Consider the following 17,921-nt stretch of genomic DNA (forward strand, 5'->3'; position numbering starts at 1 on the left):
CGCCGCTGCCCGTTGATGCAAATCAAGATGAGGCTCAAGGCCAGCCCCTAGACTCGGCCCACTAGCCTATCCGGGGGACTGCCCGCATGCTCGACGCCATTCGTTGGGACACCGACCTGATTCACCGCTATGACCTGGCGGGCCCGCGCTACACCTCCTATCCCACCGCCGTGCAGTTCGACAGCCAGGTAGGCCCCTTCGACCTGCTCCACGCCCTGCGCGACAGCCGCAAGGCCACCCGGCCGTTGTCGTTGTACGTGCACGTGCCGTTCTGCGCGAACATCTGCTACTACTGCGCCTGCAACAAAGTCATCACCAAAGACCGTGGCCGCGCCCAGGCTTACCTGCAACGCCTGGAGCAGGAGATCCAGCGGGTGGCCTGCCACCTCGACCCGAAACAACCCGTACAGCAGTTGCATTTTGGCGGCGGCACGCCGACCTTCCTGAGCCACGCCGAGCTGCGCCAGGTGATGGGCACGCTGCGCCAGCGCTTCAACCTGCTGGCCGACGACTCCGGCGACTACGGTATCGAAATCGACCCCCGGGAGGCCGACTGGGCCACCATGGGCCTGCTGCGGGAATTGGGCTTCAACCGCGTCAGCATCGGCCTGCAAGACCTGGACCCCGACGTGCAACGGGCGGTCAATCGCCTGCAAAGCCTGGAAGAAACCCGCGCCGTGATCGATGCCGCGCGCACCTTGCAGTTTCGCTCGATCAACATCGACCTGATCTACGGCCTGCCCCAGCAAACCCCGCTGAGCTTTGCCCGCACCGTAGACGAAGTAATCAACCTGCAACCCCACCGGCTGTCGGTGTTCAACTACGCGCACTTGCCGGAGCGTTTCATGCCGCAGCGGCGCATCGACGCCCGCCAACTGCCCGGCCCCGCAGAAAAACTGCTGATGTTGCAGACCACCATCGAGCAACTGACCCGCGCGGGCTACCGCTACATCGGCATGGACCACTTCGCCCTGCCCGACGACGAACTGGCCATCGCCCAGGAAGACGGCACGCTGCAACGCAACTTCCAGGGCTACACCACCCACGGTCATTGCGATTTGATTGGGTTGGGGGTGTCGGCCATCAGCCAGATCGGCGACCTGTACTGCCAGAACAGCAGCGACCTCGCCCAGTACCAGAACGCCCTGGCAGACGCGCAACTGGCGACCCGCCGCGGCCTGGTGTGCACCCGCGACGATCGTTTACGTCGGGAGGTGATCCAGCAGTTGATCTGCCATTTCAGCCTGAGCTTCGAGGCGATAGAACAGGCGTTCACTGTGGATTTTCGCGGCTATTTCGACGCATGCTGGCCGCAATTGCAGGCCATGGCTGCCGATGGCCTGATTGAGCTGGATGCACAGGGCATTCGCGTCTTACCCGCGGGCCGCCTGCTGGTGCGCTCGGTGTGCATGGTGTTCGATGCCTACCTTGAGCACCAGAACCGCCAGCGCTTCTCGCGGGTGATTTGACGCAGCGTTACTTCGACAACAGCGATGCGGTGGTCATCGCAGCTTCCGGGCTCATGCCTTTTATTTGTTTAGCCAGCGAGGACGAGGCCGACATCAGCGCACCCTGCAGGGTCGCCAATTGGCTCTGTAACGCGTTGACCTTGGCGCGGGCCTGGTCAGCGCTCAAGTTTTTATCGGCCATGACGGCCGCGAGCTCGGCTTGCTTTTCAGCAATCTGCTTTTTCAGCTCGCGGATCATTTTCAACGTTTCCTTGACCGCCGGGGGCAGGCCACTGTCGTCGATATCCTGGTTGGGGTTTTTACTGGCGACCGCAGAAGCGCTAAGGCCTGCCAGCGAAATATTGACCACCACGCCAGACGCGGGCTTGTCACCGACCGGGGCCGAACCTGCGGCGGTTTTATCGTCCTGGGTGACGTCTTTTTTGGGGTCGAGCAGCGACTGTACAGCGGGGTTGCTCGCGGTGTTTGCGTTGATAGAAACCATGATCCAAACCTCTAGGTTCGCGTTGCCATGGCTTTGTATCGGCGCCGACACCGCAAACTTTATGGTGCAGGCGCACGTTTGTACGCACTGGCCTCACCTCCCCCCAGTACGTTACCCTTACGTCTTATGTGTGTTTTCCCACAAGGATTTAAGAAATGTCCGAGCCAGTCAAACTGCGCGCTCACGGCCAGACTCACTGCAAGGATTGCAGCCTGGCCCCGCTGTGCCTGCCACTTTCGCTGAATTTGGAAGACATGGATGCGCTGGACGACATCGTTAAACGCGGGCGCCCGCTCAAGAAAGGCGAGTTCCTGTTTCGTCAGGGCGACACCTTCGATGCGGTGTACGCCGTGCGTTCAGGCGCGCTGAAAACCTTCAGCCTGAGCGACAGCGGCGAAGAACAGATCACCGGCTTCCACTTGCCCAGCGAGCTGGTGGGCCTGTCGGGCATGGACACCGAGCGTCACCCGGTGTCGGCCCAGGCCCAGGAAACCACCTCGGTGTGTGAAATTCCGTTCGAGCGTCTTGATGAGCTGGCCCTGCAATTGCCGCAATTACGCCGCCAGTTGATGCGGGTCATGAGCCGCGAAATCCGCGACGACCAACAAATGATGCTGCTGTTGTCGAAAAAGACCGCCGACGAGCGGATCGCCACCTTTCTGGTCAACCTCTCGGCCCGCTTCCGCGCCCGGGGGTTTTCGGCCAACCAGTTCCGCCTGAGCATGTCGCGCAATGAAATCGGCAACTACCTGGGCCTGGCGGTAGAAACCGTGTCCCGCGTGTTCACGCGCTTCCAACAGAACGCGCTGATTGCCGCCGAAGGCAAGGAAGTGCACATCCTGGACCCCATCCAGCTCTGCGCGCTGGCCGGTGGCACACTGGACAGCTGATCCCTGCACTGCGGCCGCGCCAATCGGCAGGGCCGCAGGTATACTCCGAGTCCGTTTCCCGCCCCAGGACTCTTCGACGATGGCCTTCGATTCGTTCGACATCAAATCCCTGATCCGCCCAGTCATCGACTTCCCCAAGCCGGGCGTGATCTTTCGCGACATCACGCCGCTGTTCCAGTCGCCCAGGGCCCTGCGCCTGGTGGCGGACAGCTTTGCCCAGCGCTACGTCGAAGCCGACTTCACCCACATCGGCGCGATGGATGCGCGGGGGTTCCTGATCGGCTCGATCATCGCCTATCAGTTGAACAAGCCGCTGATCCTGTTCCGCAAACAGGGCAAATTGCCCGCCAACGTGTTGTCCGAGGGTTACCAGACCGAATACGGCGAGGCCTTTTTGGAGGTGCATGCCGACACCCTGTGCGAGGGCGACTCGGTGCTGATGGTTGATGACCTGATTGCCACGGGTGGCACCTTGGTCGCTGCTGCCAACCTGGTGCGGCGCATGGGCGCACGGGTATTTGAAGCGGCCGCGATTATCGACCTGCCGGAGCTAGGCGGTTCGCAGCGCCTGGAAGACATGGGGGTTCCAACGTTCTGCCTGACGCAGTTTGCGTTGAGCGAGCAATAAGCGTCATCCCGGAACGCAGGTTGGCCTGCGCCCCGGGCGTGTTTTAAAGCACGATCGGCTTGCGACCGGCAAACGAGTGCGCCAGGGTGCCGCCGTCCACCAGTTCCAGCTCGCCGCCCAACGGCACGCCGTGGGCGATACGCGAGCCCACCAAGCCTTTGTTCGCCAGCAATTGCGCGATGTAATGCGCGGTGGCCTCGCCTTCCACCGTCGGGTTGGTGGCCAGGATCACCTCGGTAAACGTCCCTTGCTGCTCGATCCGCTCCATCAGTTGCGGTATGCCGATGGCCTCCGGCCCCAGCCCGTCGAGCGGCGACAGGTGGCCCTTGAGCACAAAATAGCGACCGCGATAGCCGGTCTGCTCCACGGCATACACATCCATCGGCCCCTCGACCACGCACAACAGCGTGTCGTCACGGCGCGGGTCGGCGCATTGCGGGCAGAGTTCTTCCTCGGTCAGGGTGCGACACAAACGGCAATGCCCCACCCCTTCCATGGCCTGGCTCATGGCCAGGGCCAGCCGGGAGCCGCCGCTGCGGTCACGCTCCAGCAATTGCAGCGCCATACGCTGGGCGGTTTTCTGGCCCACGCCCGGCAGGATGCGCAGGGCGTCGATCAGTTGACGAATCAGGGGGCTGAAGCTCATGGGGGCAAGGTCCGACAAAACAACGAGACGCGGTTTATACCCGCGCTCTGGATGAGCGTCAAATGCCCGGGCCCGGCGTGCGGGCAAAAAAATGCCAGGCGCAAGGCCTGGCATTTCAAGGCAACCCACCGATCAGAACGGCAGCTTCATGCCCGGCGGCAGTTGCATGCCAGCGGTCACGCCAGACATTTTGTCCTGGCTGTTGGCGTCGATCTTGCGCACGGCGTCGTTGACGGCCGAGGCGAACAGGGCTTCGAGCATTTCCCGGTCATCTTCGCCCACGCCTGGCAATACGCTGGGGTCGATGCTCACGCGCTTGATGTCGTGACGACCGGTCATCACCACACTGACCATATCGCCACCGGCTTTACCGGTGACTTCGGCGTTGGCCAGTTCTTCCTGCATCTTGGCCATTTTTTCCTGCATCTGCTGCGCCTGCTTCATCAGGCCGGCCATGCCACCTTTCATCATGGGAATCACCTCAAAAGTACGTGGATCAATTATTGGATCCCGGTTCAGGACGCTTGGGGGACCGGGGTTTCGACGGGTTCAATCGTATCGTGGCGCACCACCGCACCAAACTGCTGCATCATCTGCTGGATGAGCGGGTCACCGTGAATGGCGTCCTCGGCCTCGCGCTGGCGGTTGAGCCTGCGCCGCGTGGCCGCTTGAGCCGGGGTTTCCTGCTCGGGCTTGATCAGCTCGATGCGGATGGTCAGCGTGCGCTCGTGGTACTGGTTCAGCGCATCGTTGAGACGGCGCTGCTGGGTGGCATTGAACAGGGCGCTGTGGGCCGGGTCCAGGTGCAGCAGCCACTGATCGCCATCGACGGCGATCAACGTGCAGTTGGCCGCGATGCTGCCGGTCATGCCGGAGATCGGCAACTTGGGAAACAATTCCAGCCATTGCAAAGCCAGCCCCGTGGCCGGTGCGGCAGCGGGCTCAGGCTCGGGCTCAGGCTCGGGCTCAGGTGTGGGTTCGCCTGTGTGCTCACTGGCCAGATCGTCCAGGTAGCTGTAGGCCGAGTCCATATCAGGCTCGATGTAGTCTTCGTCCAGCGGCGGCTCGTCGTCGAGGTCGATGCCCGGCGTGGCGGCTTCAACCTGCGCAACGGTCGGCTCGGGCACCGGCGCTGCGACCCATTCGGGCGCGTCCGGCACCACGCTGACCGGGGTCGGCGTGGGCATTGGCGTGAGTTCGGGCTGCTCGCCGACCGTTTCCAGCACCGGCTCCACAGCCGGTTGCTGCTCGATTTGGGCTGCTACCGGGTCATTCCAGGGCAGGTCGACCACCGGCGCAGCAGGCTCGGGCTCGGGCTCGACCACTGGCGCAGGTGCAGGCGCAGCCGCAATAGGTGGCGGTGCAGCGGGTTCCGGTGCCGGGACGCTCGGTGGCACCACGGGCGCCGCAACCGCCACGGCGTTGGCGGAATCAACTGTGGCCTGGCTGATCCCCACTGGCTTTAGTGGCTGTCTGGGCGCATCCGCCGTGTCGGCAGGCCGGAATGCCAGCATGCGCAGCAGGACCATTTCAAAACCGCCACGCGGGTCGGGCGCCAACGGCAGGTCGCGACGACCGATCAGGCCCATCTGGTAGTAAAACTGTACGTCTTCGGCGGGCAGGGCCTGGGCCAGGGCCATCACGCGGTCGCGGTCACCATGGCCGTTATCGACCCCTTCAGGCAGCGCCTGGGCGATGGCAACACGGTGCAAGACGTTGAGAATCTCGGACAGCACGCCATTCCAGTCCGGCCCCTGTTCGGACAGGTGGCGCACGGCTTCAAGCAGCGCCTTGGCGTCGCCTTCGATCAGCGCGTGCAGCACGTCGAATACTTGGCCGTGGTCCAGCGTGCCGAGCATCGCCCGCACATCGGCGGCCATGACCTTGCCTTCACCAAACGCGATGGCCTGGTCAGTGAGGCTCATGGCATCGCGCATGGAACCGTCGGCGGCACGGCCGAGCAACCACAGGGCGTCGTCTTCGAAGGGCACGTTTTCCACGCCCAATACGTGGGTCAAGTGCTCGACCACACGCTCAGGGGTCATGTTCTTGAGGGAGAACTGCAGGCAACGCGACAGAATCGTTGCCGGAAGTTTCTGCGGGTCGGTAGTGGCCAGGATAAATTTGACGTAGGGCGGCGGCTCTTCCAGGGTTTTCAACAACGCGTTGAAGGAATGGCTGGAGAGCATGTGCACTTCGTCGATCAGGTAGACCTTGAAGCGGCCACGGCTGGGCGCGTACTGCACGTTGTCGAGCAGTTCGCGGGTGTCTTCGACCTTGGTGCGGCTCGCGGCGTCGATCTCGATCAGGTCGACAAAACGCCCTTCGTCGATTTCCCGGCACACCGAACACGCGCCGCACGGCGACGAGGTGATGCCGGTTTCGCAGTTAAGGCACTTGGCAATAATGCGCGCAATGGTGGTCTTGCCCACGCCCCGGGTGCCGGTGAACAGGTAGGCATGGTGCAACCGCTGGCTGTCCAAGGCATTGATCAGGGCCTTGAGCACATGGGTCTGGCCGACCATTTCGCGGAACGAGCGCGGACGCCATTTACGTGCAAGAACCTGATAACTCATCGAAAACCGTCGCAACTGGAGAGCAGAAGGCGGTAATGCTAGCGGAGCAAGGGGGAAATTGCATCCGGCACGCTTCTATAAAGGGTGTCGGGGGCGATGAAACAGGCCTGCCCCCACGCCGGTAAAGCGCCGTTCCAGGCCCATGGCACCGACACTTGCCAGCACGATCAGGCCACCCGACACCACCTGCAGCGACACCGGCTCACCCAGGAGTGTCGCGGCCATCACCATCGCCACCGGCGGCACCAAGTACAGCGCCACCGACGCCCGGCTTACCGCCACATGCTTTAACACATAGGCCCAGGCCAGGTACGCCAAGGCGCTTGGAAACACGCCCAGCACCACCACCGCCAGGTCGGCCTCGGGTGTCGCCTGCGCGATGGCCGAAGGTAAACCCGGCAGGTAAATCGCCAGAAGCACGGTGCCGGACCAGACCGTGTAGCACACGGTGGTCAATGGGCTGTAGCGCCGGGCGTAGTGTTTCTGCAAGGTGAAATACACACTCCAGGACAGCGCCGCTGCCAGAATCATCAAGCCACGCGGGTCAATCGCCCCCAACCCTCGGTCCCCCCAGACCACCACCAGTACCCCGACAAGGCCCAGCAACACGCAGCCCCAGCGCCACACCGTCACCGCCTCCTTCAGAAACACACACGCCACCCCCACACTGAACAGCGGCACCGACTGCGCCAACACGCTGGACGCCGCCGCCGTGACGAACTGCTGGCCAACATTGAGGGTGAGGTGGTGCAGGAAAATGCCGAAAAACCCCAGCAGCACCAACCAAGGCAAATCACGCACGCGCGGCACCTCGATACGGGCCACCAGCGCCACGCCGCCCATGCACAACGACGCGATCAAAAATCGTATCAGCGCCAACTGACCCGGGCTGTAGCTGTGCAAGGCCAGATGCACGCCAATCGGCGAGTAGGCCCAACACAGGATGACGCAGGCAGTGACTAGCGTAAGCTTGAGCGGTGACGGGGTATTCATGAACAGCGTCCAGCAGTGGGAATGCCGTCAGTCTTGTCCTGCACGCCCTGCAGGACAATTAACCGTTTCTGACTTCTGCAATCACTGGAACTGAGTAATGGAACTGGCCCAACTGAAGATGGTGAAAGCCGTGGCGCAAACCGGCAGCGTGGCCCAGGCAGCCCTGCAACTGCACTGCGTACCGTCCAACATCACCACGCGCATCAAACAGCTGGAAAGCGAACTGGGCACGCCGCTGTTTATCCGAGCAGGCCGAGGCCTGGCCATCAGCGCGGCGGGCGAAGTGTTTCTGGACTACTGCGAGCGGATTCTGGCGCTGGTGGACGAATCCAAGCGTGCCGTGGACAGCAACGCCGTCCCCCGTGGGAAATTGCGCATCGGCGCCGTCGAATCCAGCGCCAGCGGCCGCCTGCCGCCGCTATTGGCTGAATACCATCGTCGCTACCCGCTGGTGGAGCTGGAACTGGTGACCGGCGCCTGGGCCCAACTGCTCGACGACCTGCAACACCACCGACTCGACGCCGCCCTGGTGGCCGCCGGGGGCAAACGCGCCAAACTCGAGCACAGCGTGGTCTACAGCGAACGCCTGGTACTGATCAGCAGCGCCACCAGCGCCCCCATCAAAGACGCCCGCGACCTGGCCGACCGCACGCTGCTGGTCTGGCCCCAGGCTGCCCGTACCGGGCCACCCTGGAAAACTGGCTCAAGCCCCACGACATCAAACCCGCCATTGCCAGCTACGCCAGCTGGGGCACGATCATCGGCTGCGTCAGCGCAGGCATCGGCGTGGCCCTGGCGCCGGAGGGCATACTGGCGCGGTACGAACAGGCGAATCAACTCACGTCCTATCGCTTCGAGGAGTTGGCGGCGGTGGACAATATGTGGTTTTGGCACAAAGACAGCCAACGGCATCTGGCACGGGATGCGTTTGCGGGGCTGTTGCGGGAGGCGTTTGGGTGAAGCAGGAGGGCGTTATGGAGGCAACCCCACCAGCCACACCCCGGCACACAATGTTCCCGCTGTGGCTGCTGCCTTCCGGCTCTGACCAGGTTCACGGGTAATCGTTGCGGGGGGACCGATGGGGTCACCATAACAACGCTTGCCGCTGGGCAAGCGGGGGCCATTGTACCGATCTCGTCGGAAGTTACAACTGTTGGCGCAGGATTAAAAAACGAGGAGGCTCAAGCACTTGCCAGGGCCGGTGCTGGGCACGTCAGTGGGCCTGCAGCACTTCGTCGGCCCGGCCGCCCTCTTGCTGGATCACCAGGTGAATGAAGTGCAGCTTGGCGATCACCGCAGGCGGCAGCACGAACGGGTAGAAATCCGGTTGCCCCATGCTGCGGGACAGTTCGTTGAGCATGCCGGCCAGTTCGATCCACGCATTGACGAAGGATAAAAACGCCGCACCGCCGGGGTGTTGCGGATCGTAGAGGGTGCTGGCGGGGAACAGCGGGTAATCCAGTTCCATTTCCCGGGCGCTCATGCCAAAGCCCAGCGCGGTGTCGACGGCGTCCATCATGTGCAGGTAGTGGGCCCAGGTTTCTGCCCAGTCTTCCCAAGGGTGCATGGTGGCGTAGGCGCTGACGCCGTGTTGTTGCCAGTCGGGGCGCGGGCCGTTCTGGTAGTGCTGGTCGAGGGCGTCGGCGTAGCTGGCGCGTTCGTCGCCGAAAAGCTGACGAAAGGGTTCAATCCAAGGGGTATCGGCAATCAGGCGGTCCCAATAATAGTGGCCCACCTCGTGGCGAAAATGCCCAAGCAAGGTGCGGTACGGTTCGCGCATTTGTACGCGGACTTTTTCGCGATGGGCATCGTCGGCCTCTTTGATATCAAGGGTGATCAGGCCGTTGGCGTGGCCCGTGGTGGGTGCATTGCCAGCCAGGTCAATGCCGATGAAATCAAACGCAAGGCCGCTGTTTTCGTCAACGCTCTTGGGCACCACCGGCAAGCCCAGGCTGATGAGTTGCGCCACCAGGCGGCGCTTGGCGGTCTCTACCTTGCGCCAGCGTTCGGGGTTTTGCGGAGCCGACAGGTCGGGGATGGTGCGGTTCAGGCTGCACGCCACGCACAGGGGCTGACCGCTGCTCGCCGGGAGTAGCCAGTTGCAGGCGGCCGGAGTGTCGAGGTTGGCGCAGCGGCGGAACAGGCCCGCCTCCGGGGCGGCGTCCAGGGTCCAGGTGCCGGCCTCAGGCCCGGGCTGCAAGGATGACAAGCGGCTCTGCTCGGGCTGGTAACCGAGCAGCGCCGAACAGGCCAGGCATTGGCTGTTGCGAACGAACAGTGCTTGCCCGCAACGGCACTGCCAGACCTTGCTGTGACGCGAAGGCCCGGCGGTGAACGGTGCGGTAATTCTGGCGCTGAGCTGTTCAAAGAAGCGGTGCATGGTGATCTCCCCCAAGGCTGCCCAAGACTAGATCATCGCCCGGGCGGGATCGTTCAGTGCAAATCAGACGCTGATATTGTGCTTGCCCAAAAACGCGACGAACGCCTCCTCGTCCAGCACCGTCAGGCCCAGCTCACTGGCCTTGGCCAGCTTCGACCCGGCACCGGGGCCAGCCACCACGCAGTGGGTTTTCGCCGACACCGAACCCGCCACTTTGGCGCCCAGGCTTTCGAGTTTTTCCTTGGCTACGTCGCGGCTCATCAACTCCAGCGAACCGGTGAGCACCCAGGTGTGCCCCGCTTCGGGCAGGCCTTCGACGACTTTTTTCTCGCTCTGCCAGTGCATGCCGAAGTCCTTGAGCTGCTGCTCAATGGCCAGCGCACGGCGGGCGTTGTCGTCGATGTCAAAGAAGTCGCGCACGGCCTTGGCCTGTTTCTCGGGCAGCGCCTGGCGCATGTCGAGCCAGTCGGCCTTGATCACGCCTTCCACGGAGCCGAACTTGTCCGCCAGCTTCTGCGCCGCCCCCGGGCCCACCGACGGGACGTGCAGCTTGTCCAGCAGGCCGCCCAGGGTGGCGCTGGCGGCGAATTCGGCGCTCAGGTCGCCCTGGTCCTGCAACGCCAGGCCACATTCGTTCGGGTCCAGCAGGGCCCCGATCACGTCCTGGTTATGGCTGTCGACGAAGAAGCTGTGAATCTCATGGGCCACTTCCAGGCCCACGTCCGGCAGGTACGTGAGCACTTCCGGCAACGCCTGCTGCACCCGCGCCAACGAGGCCAGCGAGCGGGCCAGGACCTTGGCGGTTTCTTCGCCCACGTCGGGAATGCCCAGGGCGTAGATGAAACGCGCCAGGGTCGGCGACTTGCTGTGTTCGATGGCGGTGATCAGTTTTTTACTGGAGATGTCGGCAAAGCCTTCCAGGTCGATGATCTGCTCGTACTTGAGCTTGTACAGGTCGGCGGGCGAGCCGATGAGCTGTTCGTCCACCAACTGCTCGATGGTTTTGTCGCCCAGGCCGTCGATGTCCATCGCCCGGCGCGAGACGAAATGGATGATCGCCTGCTTGAGCTGCGCACCACAGGCCAGGCGCCCGACGCAGCGGTACACCGCGCCTTCGCTGACGGTTTCCCTGCCCTTGCTGCGCTTGACCAACTGCGTGCGCTCCACGTGGGAGCCACACACCGGGCAATGCTCGGGAATGGGCACGGCGCGGGCGTCTTCCGGGCGGCGCTCGAGCACCACCGACACCACTTGCGGGATCACGTCACCGGCGCGGCGGATGATCACGGTGTCGCCAATCATCACGCCCAGGCGGGCCACTTCGTCCATGTTGTGCAAGGTGGCGTTGGACACCGTAACACCGGCCACCTTGACCGGCTTGAGGCGCGCCACCGGGGTGACGGCGCCGGTGCGGCCCACCTGGAACTCCACGTCGAGCAGCTCGGTGAGCTCTTCCATGGCCGGGAATTTATGCGCGATGGCCCAGCGCGGTTCGCGGGCGCGAAAGCCCAGCTCGCGCTGTGACGCGATGCTGTTGACCTTGAACACCACGCCGTCGATTTCATAGGGCAAGGCGTTGCGGCGCTCGCCGATGTCACGGTAGTAGTCCAAGCAGTCCTGAATGCCCTTGGCCAGTTTCAACTCGTGGCTGATTGGCATGCCCCATTTCTGCAACTGTTGCAGGTTGCCGACATGGGTGTCGCTGATGTCGGTGGTCACGCCGTAGCAGCAGAACTCCAGCGGGCGGCTGGCGGTGATCTTCGAGTCCAGTTGCCGCAGGCTACCGGCGGCGGCGTTGCGCGGGTTGGCGAAGGTCTTGCCGCCCACCTCCAGCTGCGCCGCGTTAAGGCGCTCAAAACCGGCCTTGGACATGAACACTTCGCCGCGCACCTCAAGGGTGGCCGGCCAGCCGCTGCCGTGCAGTTTGAGCGGGATGTTGCGCACGGTGCGCACGTTGACGCTGATGTCTTCACCCGTGGTGCCGTCGCCGCGCGTGGCGCCGCGCACCAGTTCGCCGTCCTGGTACAGCAGGCTGACCGCCAGGCCATCGAGCTTCGGCTCGCAGCTGTATTCGACACTCCCGAACAGGTCGCCCGCTGGCAAATCCAGGCCTTCGATCACACGGCGATCGAACTCCAGCATGGTGGTTTCGTCGAACGCGTTGCCCAGGCTGAGCATGGGGATTTCATGGCGCACCTGGGTGAACGCCGACAGCGCCGCACTGCCCACCCGCTGGGTCGGCGAATCACGCGTGATCAACTCCGGGTGTTCAGCTTCCAGGGCCTTGAGCTCGTGGTAGAGCCGGTCGTACTCGGCGTCTGGAATGCTCGGCTCATCGAGCACGTGATAGCGGTAGTTATGCTGATCCAATTCAGCGCGCAGTTCGAGGATGCGGGTGTGGGCGGCGGTCATGGGTGTTCTCTCATAAAGCAAAAGAGCAGCCGAAGCTGCTCAATATGTTAGTGCGCTTATTCTATCGACAACGCTGCAGGACAATCCTCAGCGCTTCTGTGTCAGGGCACGACGCTCGAACTCGACGATGCGCTGACGGTAATGCTCGATGGTCTGGGCGGTGAGCACGCTGCGTTGGTCGTCTTTCAGCTCGCCGTTCAGTTCCTGGGACAGCTTGCGGGCGGCGGCCACCATCACGTCGAAGGCCTGCTTGGGGTGACGCGGGCCGGGCAAACCGAGGAAGAAGCTGACCGCCGGGGTGCTGAACAGGTCGATGTCGTCCAGGTCGAAGGTGCCGGGCTTGACCGCATTGGCCATGGAGAACAGCACTTCACCGTTGCCCGCCATGCTTTCGTGACGGTGGAAGATGTCCATCTCGCCAAACCGCAGGCCGCTTTCCAGAATATTTTGCAACAACGCCGGGCCCTTGAAGCCTGCGGCGTCACGGCAGATCACGCTGATAACCAGCACCTCTTCGGCGGCCGGTTGGTCTTTGAGCGCTTCTTTGCCGGTGTCCTTGGCAACGTCACGTGCCGACACCTTGACCGGCGCGTCGTCCGGGAAGTCTTCGTCACGGCTGCTGAAGCTTGGGCCTTCGTCGATGTCCAGGTTCAAGTCACCCTGGCTCGGCTCGCTGGCCCCACGCTTGCCGCGCTTGGGCGCAGGCTCACGGGCTTCGCGCACTGGCGCGCTCATCGACGGCAAGTCATGCTCGTCCAGTTGCGGTTCTTTATGGTTATCCAGCACACGGGATGGCCCCAGCAGCTCGGCGCTGCCGTCGTCGTCCGGCAGGTTGGACAAGTTGCGGTCCAGGCGAAACTTCAACTTGCCCTTGCCGCCGCGCATACGGCGCCAGCCATCAAAAAGAATACCGGCAATGACAATAATGCCGATGACGATCAGCCATTCGCGCAGACCGAATTCCATGTAATCCCGTGCCTCTAATAAAAAATGCTGAAAAATAAGGGGTTTAGCAACCTGCAAACCGCTTTAAAACGTGGCGCCAACTCTATGTTCTGACTGGCGTTTTACCCACGCATACGAAAATTTGACGTTAAACTAGCACGACCGTTGCATCGTTGGCGAGAAACCTGTGGTTGGGGTAAGCAGCAGGCCACAAGTTGCAAGCGCCCGGTTAACGCCCACTCACGGACAACTTGTCGCTCCCCGCTCGCCGCTAGGCGTCTACCATCGCCATCGCTTCTTCCACGTCCACCGCCACGAGCCGCGAACAGCCGGGCTCGTGCATCGTCACCCCCATCAACTGATCGGCCATTTCCATGGCGATCTTGTTGTGGGTGATGTAGATGAACTGCACCGTCTGAGACATCTCTTTGACCAAACGGGCATAACGTCCAACGTTAGCGTCATCCAGCGGGGCGTCAACTTCGTCGAGCATGCAGAACGGGGCCGGGTTGAGCTTGAAGATGGCAAATACCAGCGCCAATGCGGTCAGTGCCTTCTCGCCACCGGACAACAAATGGATGGTGCTGTTCTTCTTGCCCGGCGGCCGCGCCATGATCGTCACCCCTGTATCGAGTAGATCTTCGCCCGTCAGTTCCAGATAAGCGCTGCCGCCACCGAAAACTTTTGGGAATAAGGCCTGTAAACCGCCATTTATCTGATCAAAGGTATCTTTGAAGCGGTTGCGGGTTTCCTTGTCGATCTTGCGAATGACGTTTTCCAGCGTCTCCAGCGCCTCCACCAGGTCGGCGTTCTGGGCATCCAGGTAGCGCTTGCGCTCGGACTGCTGCTGGTACTCGTCGATGGCCGCAAGGTTGATCGCACCCAGGCGCTGGATACGCGCGGCGATGCGTTCAAGTTCTTCTTCGGCGTCTTTCTCGTTGGCCTCGGCGGTCAGGGTGTTGAGCACGCCGTGCAGGTCGTAGCCGTCTTCCAGCAGTTGGTCTTGCAGGGTTTTGCGGCGCACGGTCAGGGCTTGCCATTCCATGCGTTGCTGTTCGAGCTGGCCGCGGATCAGCTGGGACTGTTGCTCGGCCTGGGTCCGGCGCTTTTCCGCGTCGCGCAGTTCGCGGTCGGCGTCTTCCAGGGCGATTTGCGCGGTCTTGAGTTCTTCGTCCACGCTCATGCGCTTTTCCAACAACTCTTCCAGCTTGAGCCGCAACTCTTCCAGTGGGGCTTCGCCCTCCTCCAGGTTGAGGCTCAATTGCTCGCGCTTTTCGGTCAGGCGTTCGGACTGCATCTCCAGGCGCTCAAGGGCCTGGCGCGTGGAATTGTGCTGCGCGTGCAACGAACCCAGGCGCACGGCCAGTTGATGGGCGTGGTCCTTGTGCTGGCGGGCTTCCTGGCGCACCCGGTCAAGGCGCTCGCGCAGGCCGTCACGCTGAGCCATCAGCAGCTCGCGCTGTTCGGTGTCCAGCGCCATGCTGTCCAGGGCCTCTTGCAACTGCAGGCGCGCCTCGCCGATCTGTTCGTGCTCCAGGGCACGCTGCTCGCCCATCTCGGCCACTTCTTCATCGAGCCGAGTGCGGCGCAGGTTCAGTTGCTCGACCTTGGCTTTGCTCGCCGACAACTGCGCCTTGAGCTCACCCTGCTGACGGGCTTCGTCCTGCAACAGCCGGCGCAGGTGTTCGCGGCCGGTTTCCTGCTGGCGCTGGGTGGCGCGCAGGGTTTGCAGTTCGGTTTCAAGGCCTTCGAGGGTGGCTTCGCGCTCTTCCCGCTCGGCGATCAGGCGCGTGATTTCCTGGCCCCGGGCCAATACGCCGCTCTCGGCTTCGCTGGCGCGGCGCACCCGCAGGAAGTGCCGGCCGACCCAGTAACCGTCACGGCTGATCAGGCTTTCGCCCGGCGCCAGTTGGCCCCGCAGCGCCAGGGCCTGCTCAAGGGACTCCACCGGCTTGACCTGCCCCAGCCACGGCGATAAATCGATGCTCGCCTCAACCTTGTCCAACAGGCTGCCCGGGATGCGCACGCCGTCGGCCGCCGGGCTGAGCAAGCGCAAATCGCCCTGCTCGAACCCCACCAAGTCCAAACCGCTGAAGTCGTCCACCAACACCGCTTGCAGGTCGGCGCCGAGCACGGTTTCTACCGCCAGCTCCCAGCCCGCCTCCACGTTCAGGCCCTCGGCCAGCCGTGGGCGATTGGCCAGGTGCGCCTCGCGCAGCCATTCGGCAGTGCCGGTGCCGGGGTCCAGCGCGGCTTGTTGCAAGGCTTCCAGCGAGGCCAAACGCCCCTCCAGCCGTTGCAAGTCGCCTTGGGCCTGCTGCTGGGCCTGGGTCGCCTGTTGCAGTTGCTGACGCAGTTGCTCAAGGCGCTCCACTTGCTGTTCTTCGCTGGCTTCCAGTTCTTCCAGCGTCATGTCGCTTTCGGCCAGTTGCTCGCTCAGGTCCAGAATGGCCGCGTCTTCGGGGTCGGCCGCCAGCAAGGCGCGCTCTTCCAACAACCGGCGCTGGCGCTCGGCCAGGCGCTCCATGCTGGTTTCCAGCTGCTGGATACGCGACTGCTGCACCTCGGCCTGGCGACGCGGCTCGGCGGAGCGCAGGTTGAACGCGTCCCACTGCTCCTGCCAGCCATGCATGGTGGTTTCGGACTCTTCCAACGCCGCCGCGGCCTCTTCGGCGGCGGCGCTGGTCACTTCCTGTTCGGGGGTGAGCATGTCCAGCTCTTCGCCCAGGGTCAGCAGTAACGTGCGGTCGTGGCCCAGATGCGATTCGGTTTCCAGGCGGGCACGCTCGGCCTCTTTCAAATCGTCCTGCAACTGGCGCAGGCGTTGCTGGCCGTGCTGGATGCTTTGTTCGACGCGGGCGATGTCGCCGCCCACCGAATAGAAGCGGCCCTGCACCAGATTGAAGCGTTCGGACAGGTCATGGTGCCCGTCGCGCAGGCGCTCGATGCTGGCGTCGGCGTTACGCTGCTCGGCCACCAGCGCTTCAAAGCTGATTTCCTGCGTGCCGATGATCGCCTCACGCTGGCCCACCTGCTCGTTCAACGCCTGCCAGCGCAAGGCCGACAGCTGCGCCTTGAGCTGACGCTCCTCGCCTTTGTATTCCTGATACTTCTCGGCGGCCTGGGCCTGGCGGTGCAGGCGCTCGAGCTGGCGCTCCAGCTCTTCACGCAGGTCCGTCAGGCGGGCGAGGTTTTCGTGGGTGCGGCGGATGCGGTTTTCTGTCTCGCGGCGGCGCTCTTTGTACTTGGAGATGCCGGCGGCTTCTTCGATAAAGTTGCGCAGGTCTTCGGGCTTGGCTTCGATCAGCTTGGAGATCATGCCCTGCTCAATGATCGAATAGCTGCGCGGCCCCAGGCCGGTGCCCAGGAAAATGTCGGTAATGTCCTTGCGGCGGCACTTGGCGCCGTTGAGGAAGTAGCTGTTCTGGCTGTCGCGGGTGACTTTGCGGCGGATGGAAATTTCCGCGTAGGCCGCGTACTCGCCGATCAGGGTGCCGTCGGAGTTGTCGAACACCAGCTCGATGCTGGCCTGGCTCACGGGTTTGCGGCTGGTCGAGCCGTTGAAGATGACGTCGGTCATCGACTCGCCACGCAGGTTTTTTGCCGAGCTCTCGCCCATCACCCAGCGCACGGCGTCGATGATGTTCGACTTGCCGCAACCATTGGGCCCGACCACCGCCGCCATGTTACTGGGGAAGTTCACCGTGGTCGGGTCGACGAAGGATTTGAACCCCGCCAGTTTGATGCACTTGAGCCGCACGCTTAGGCTTCCGCCAACGCTTGGATCACCAAGGAACAGCTGCGCTGGCCGTAGGCCGAGAGCACTTCACGGATCTTTACCAGGTCACGGGCCATCACGGCGGCGAGCAGTTGCTCGAACAACACCAGGTACTCGCTCATCGACGCCTTGCGCTGGTCCAGCGCCAGGTAATAAAAGCGGTTCATGGCGGGCTGCAGGTTTTCGACGGTTTCTTGCAGGTACGGGTTGTTGGCGAAGGGATACGCCGGGCGCATCACATTGAAGCTTTCGGCGACAAACGCGCGGATGTCCTGGCGCTCGAAGGCACTGATCAGGCGCTGCTGAATTTGCAGGAACGCCGCCATGTCGGCCTGCACCTGCCAGCCCTGGGCCACTGCGTTGGCCAGCAAGATATACAGCTCGCCCATCAACGTGCACAGGCTCTGCACTTTGTGCGCGGTGAGTTCGGTCACGTGGGCGCCACGGCGCGGCAGGATCGCAATGAGGTGGCGGCGTTCAAGGATCAACAAGGCTTCGCGCACGGAACCACGGCTGACATTGAGGGCCAGCGTGACCTTTTGCTCCTGGATCCGCTCCCCAGGCTTGAGTTCGCCACGAATGATACGTTCGGCGAGGTGGTGAGCGATTTGCTCGGCAAGACTGTCCGGCGCCTTAAACGTCATGTTTTCCCTTCAAAATCTTCTTTGCGATACAAGCGGCGCAGTGTAGCGCAAATGCCCGCTGATGGCGCTGGGCCCA

Annotated in this window: 13 protein-coding genes, 1 other RNA gene and 1 pseudogene; 4 read left to right on the forward strand and 11 right to left on the reverse strand. The window is 63.0% G+C overall.

Going from position 1 to position 17,921, the window contains the following annotated elements; translation table 11 throughout:
- Window positions 1–86: 86 nt before the first annotated feature.
- A complete protein-coding gene (gene hemN, locus ACW9H9_RS20695; RefSeq protein WP_457345006.1) occupies window positions 87–1,469 on the forward strand; it encodes an oxygen-independent coproporphyrinogen III oxidase in 1,383 nt (460 codons plus the stop codon).
- 7 nt (window positions 1,470–1,476) lie between these two features.
- Here hemN and ACW9H9_RS20700 read toward each other — a convergent pair whose 3' ends face one another.
- Complete coding sequence (locus tag ACW9H9_RS20700; protein WP_457345007.1) at window positions 1,477–1,953, reverse strand: hypothetical protein; 477 nt, start codon at window positions 1,951–1,953, stop codon at window positions 1,477–1,479.
- A gap of 155 nt (window positions 1,954–2,108) precedes the next feature.
- Between ACW9H9_RS20700 and fnr the strand changes: the two genes are divergently transcribed.
- Window positions 2,109–2,843 (forward strand): fumarate/nitrate reduction transcriptional regulator Fnr, encoded by a 735-nt coding sequence (gene fnr, locus ACW9H9_RS20705; RefSeq protein WP_457345008.1) that lies wholly within the window; start codon window positions 2,109–2,111, stop codon window positions 2,841–2,843.
- A 79-nt stretch (window positions 2,844–2,922) separates the two neighbouring features.
- Window positions 2,923–3,471 carry an adenine phosphoribosyltransferase gene (locus ACW9H9_RS20710; RefSeq protein WP_457345009.1) on the forward strand — a complete coding sequence of 183 codons (549 nt, stop codon included), beginning with the start codon at window positions 2,923–2,925 and terminating at the stop codon, window positions 3,469–3,471.
- Between the two features lie 43 nt (window positions 3,472–3,514).
- Here ACW9H9_RS20710 and recR read toward each other — a convergent pair whose 3' ends face one another.
- The 4 genes from recR to ACW9H9_RS20730 all read right to left on the reverse strand — a co-directional run bounded on the left by recR (window position 3,515) and on the right by ACW9H9_RS20730 (window position 7,686).
- Window positions 3,515–4,117, reverse strand: coding sequence for a recombination mediator RecR (recR, locus tag ACW9H9_RS20715; RefSeq protein ID WP_457345010.1), 603 nt, complete (start codon window positions 4,115–4,117; stop codon window positions 3,515–3,517).
- Window positions 4,118–4,249: 132 nt separating this feature from the next.
- Complete coding sequence (locus tag ACW9H9_RS20720; protein ID WP_457345011.1) at window positions 4,250–4,588, reverse strand: YbaB/EbfC family nucleoid-associated protein; 339 nt, start codon at window positions 4,586–4,588, stop codon at window positions 4,250–4,252.
- Window positions 4,589–4,632: 44 nt separating this feature from the next.
- Complete coding sequence (gene dnaX, locus ACW9H9_RS20725; RefSeq protein WP_457345012.1) at window positions 4,633–6,693, reverse strand: DNA polymerase III subunit gamma/tau; 2,061 nt, start codon at window positions 6,691–6,693, stop codon at window positions 4,633–4,635.
- Between the two features lie 75 nt (window positions 6,694–6,768).
- Entirely contained in the window at window positions 6,769–7,686 is a 918-nt protein-coding gene (locus tag ACW9H9_RS20730; RefSeq protein ID WP_457345013.1) for a DMT family transporter, read from the reverse strand.
- A gap of 97 nt (window positions 7,687–7,783) precedes the next feature.
- Between ACW9H9_RS20730 and ACW9H9_RS20735 the strand changes: the two are divergent.
- Window positions 7,784–8,646, forward strand: a pseudogene (locus ACW9H9_RS20735) (LysR family transcriptional regulator).
- Between the two features lie 24 nt (window positions 8,647–8,670).
- Here the strand turns inward: ACW9H9_RS20735 and ffs are convergent.
- From ffs to ACW9H9_RS20765, 6 genes are all read right to left on the reverse strand, one after another.
- Window positions 8,671–8,767, reverse strand: an RNA gene (ffs, locus tag ACW9H9_RS20740) — signal recognition particle sRNA small type.
- A gap of 132 nt (window positions 8,768–8,899) precedes the next feature.
- Window positions 8,900–10,066, reverse strand: coding sequence for a zinc-binding metallopeptidase family protein (locus ACW9H9_RS20745; RefSeq protein WP_457345014.1), 1,167 nt, complete (start codon window positions 10,064–10,066; stop codon window positions 8,900–8,902).
- A gap of 63 nt (window positions 10,067–10,129) precedes the next feature.
- Window positions 10,130–12,478 carry an NAD-dependent DNA ligase LigA gene (gene ligA / locus ACW9H9_RS20750; RefSeq protein ID WP_457345015.1) on the reverse strand — a complete coding sequence of 783 codons (2,349 nt, stop codon included), beginning with the start codon at window positions 12,476–12,478 and terminating at the stop codon, window positions 10,130–10,132.
- An 87-nt stretch (window positions 12,479–12,565) separates the two neighbouring features.
- Window positions 12,566–13,444: a cell division protein ZipA gene (gene zipA, locus ACW9H9_RS20755; RefSeq protein WP_457345016.1), complete on the reverse strand. Its 879-nt coding sequence runs from the start codon at window positions 13,442–13,444 to the stop codon at window positions 12,566–12,568.
- 250 nt (window positions 13,445–13,694) lie between these two features.
- Window positions 13,695–17,183 carry a chromosome segregation protein SMC gene (gene smc, locus ACW9H9_RS20760; RefSeq protein ID WP_457345017.1) on the reverse strand — a complete coding sequence of 1,163 codons (3,489 nt, stop codon included), beginning with the start codon at window positions 17,181–17,183 and terminating at the stop codon, window positions 13,695–13,697.
- A 2-nt stretch (window positions 17,184–17,185) separates the two neighbouring features.
- Window positions 17,186–17,845 (reverse strand): GntR family transcriptional regulator, encoded by a 660-nt coding sequence (locus ACW9H9_RS20765; protein ID WP_457345018.1) that lies wholly within the window; start codon window positions 17,843–17,845, stop codon window positions 17,186–17,188.
- Window positions 17,846–17,921 lie beyond the last annotated feature (76 nt).

This window comes from Pseudomonas sp. SDO5215_S409 (assembly GCF_054071325.1).

What these genes read in the sequence shown, in the direction of transcription:
- hemN (WP_457345006.1), top strand. Translation starts at nt 87, where the DNA reads ATGCTCGACGCCATTCGTTGGGACACCGACCTGATTCACCGCTATGAC.
- ACW9H9_RS20700 (WP_457345007.1), bottom strand. Translation starts at nt 1,953, where the DNA reads ATGGTTTCTATCAACGCAAACACCGCGAGCAACCCCGCTGTACAGTCG.
- fnr (WP_457345008.1), top strand. Translation starts at nt 2,109, where the DNA reads ATGTCCGAGCCAGTCAAACTGCGCGCTCACGGCCAGACTCACTGCAAG.
- ACW9H9_RS20710 (WP_457345009.1), top strand. Translation starts at nt 2,923, where the DNA reads ATGGCCTTCGATTCGTTCGACATCAAATCCCTGATCCGCCCAGTCATC.
- recR (WP_457345010.1), bottom strand. Translation starts at nt 4,117, where the DNA reads ATGAGCTTCAGCCCCCTGATTCGTCAACTGATCGACGCCCTGCGCATC.
- ACW9H9_RS20720 (WP_457345011.1), bottom strand. Translation starts at nt 4,588, where the DNA reads ATGATGAAAGGTGGCATGGCCGGCCTGATGAAGCAGGCGCAGCAGATG.
- dnaX (WP_457345012.1), bottom strand. Translation starts at nt 6,693, where the DNA reads ATGAGTTATCAGGTTCTTGCACGTAAATGGCGTCCGCGCTCGTTCCGC.
- ACW9H9_RS20730 (WP_457345013.1), bottom strand. Translation starts at nt 7,686, where the DNA reads ATGAATACCCCGTCACCGCTCAAGCTTACGCTAGTCACTGCCTGCGTC.
- ACW9H9_RS20745 (WP_457345014.1), bottom strand. Translation starts at nt 10,066, where the DNA reads ATGCACCGCTTCTTTGAACAGCTCAGCGCCAGAATTACCGCACCGTTC.
- ligA (WP_457345015.1), bottom strand. Translation starts at nt 12,478, where the DNA reads ATGACCGCCGCCCACACCCGCATCCTCGAACTGCGCGCTGAATTGGAT.
- zipA (WP_457345016.1), bottom strand. Translation starts at nt 13,444, where the DNA reads ATGGAATTCGGTCTGCGCGAATGGCTGATCGTCATCGGCATTATTGTC.
- ACW9H9_RS20765 (WP_457345018.1), bottom strand. Translation starts at nt 17,845, where the DNA reads ATGACGTTTAAGGCGCCGGACAGTCTTGCCGAGCAAATCGCTCACCAC.